The sequence below is a fragment of the Acinetobacter sp. 1566109 genome (assembly GCF_000582255.1).
Taxonomy (GTDB): Bacteria; Pseudomonadota; Gammaproteobacteria; order Pseudomonadales; family Moraxellaceae; genus Acinetobacter; species Acinetobacter nosocomialis.
Genome location: NZ_JEYB01000201.1, coordinates 1 through 888 on the forward strand (window position 1 = coordinate 1; position 888 = coordinate 888).

Here is an 888-nt window from a genome sequence, read left to right on the forward strand (position 1 = left end):
TACCACAACTTTCGCTGTCGGATCGTTCACTGTACCGGTTAATGCAGGTGTACTGTCATTGGTTAATGCTGTTGTTACTGCAACTGTTGGGGCAACTGCATCTACTACACCTGTGCCAGGTAATGACGGGTTGCCCGCTGGGTCAGTCGCTGTCGCTGTTACTGTTTGACCATCAGTCAGGTCACCTGGATTTGGTACTGTCCACTTACCATCCGGGCCTGCAACTACAGTCGCTGTTGTACCATCCGGGAAGCTTACGGTAACTGTTGAACCAGGTTCTGCTGTACCTGTTACAGGATTAGTTGCATTGATTGGATCAAGTACCGGTGCACTTGGCGCTGTCGTATCGACAGTTACCACAGCATTGCCTGTACCCACATTACCTGCCGGGTCAGTTGCTGTCACAGTCACGGTATGCGGACCGTCAGTCAACACTGGAAGTGTATTGTCTGCAAGGGTCCAGGTGCCATCACCATTGTTCACCGCTGGATAATCCACACCATCTACAGTCACCACAACTTTCGCTGTCGGATCGTTCACTGTACCGGTTAATGCAGGTGTACTGTCATTGGTTAATGCTGTTGTCACTGCAACTGTTGGGGCAACTGCATCTACTACACCTGTGCCAGGTACTGACGGGTTACCCGCTGGGTCAGTCGCTGTCGCTGTTACTGTTTGACCATCAGTCAGGTCACCTGGGTTTGGTACTGTCCACTTACCATCCGGGCCTGCAACTACAGTCGCTGTTGTACCATCCGGGAAGCTCACGGTAACTGTTGAACCAGATTCTGCTGTACCTGTTACAGGATTAGTTGCATTGATTGGATCAAGTACCGGTGCACTTGGTGCTGTCGTATCAACAGTTACCACAGCATTAGTTGTACCCAC

The 888-nt window shown here is 50.9% G+C and carries 1 protein-coding gene; it reads right to left on the reverse strand.

Annotated elements, in window-relative coordinates; translation table 11 throughout:
* On the reverse strand, positions 1–888 hold an 888-nt coding region (locus J582_RS25400), incomplete at both ends, for an Ig-like domain-containing protein (RefSeq protein ID WP_228131720.1).